We start from the raw sequence: 251 nt of genomic DNA on the forward strand, positions 1-251 counted from the left end.
CTGGGAACAGGAATACCGGATGCGTGAACTCCGTCACCTGCTCCGCCGAAGCGCGGAGCAGGTGGGCTGGAGTGGTGAAGCGGCCATTGACGCGAGTGGCTTCCAGCGCGATCAAACGAGTTACCACTACCGCGATCGCGCGAACTTCTCGTTCCAGTCGATGAAGACGACGATCTTGATTGACGTGCACTCGCTTGCGATCAAAGACGTTCATTTCACGACGAAGAAGGCGTGGGACGGCCATATCGGAA

General features: G+C 57.8%; 1 pseudogene. It reads left to right on the forward strand.

The annotated features are described in order from the left end of the window. Nucleotides 1-251 (forward strand): annotated as a pseudogene (locus tag DVH23_RS23355) (IS5/IS1182 family transposase); the annotation flags it as partial.

Source organism: Saliphagus sp. LR7 (genome assembly GCF_003344565.1).
Classification (GTDB): domain Archaea; phylum Halobacteriota; class Halobacteria; order Halobacteriales; family Natrialbaceae; genus Saliphagus; species Saliphagus infecundisoli.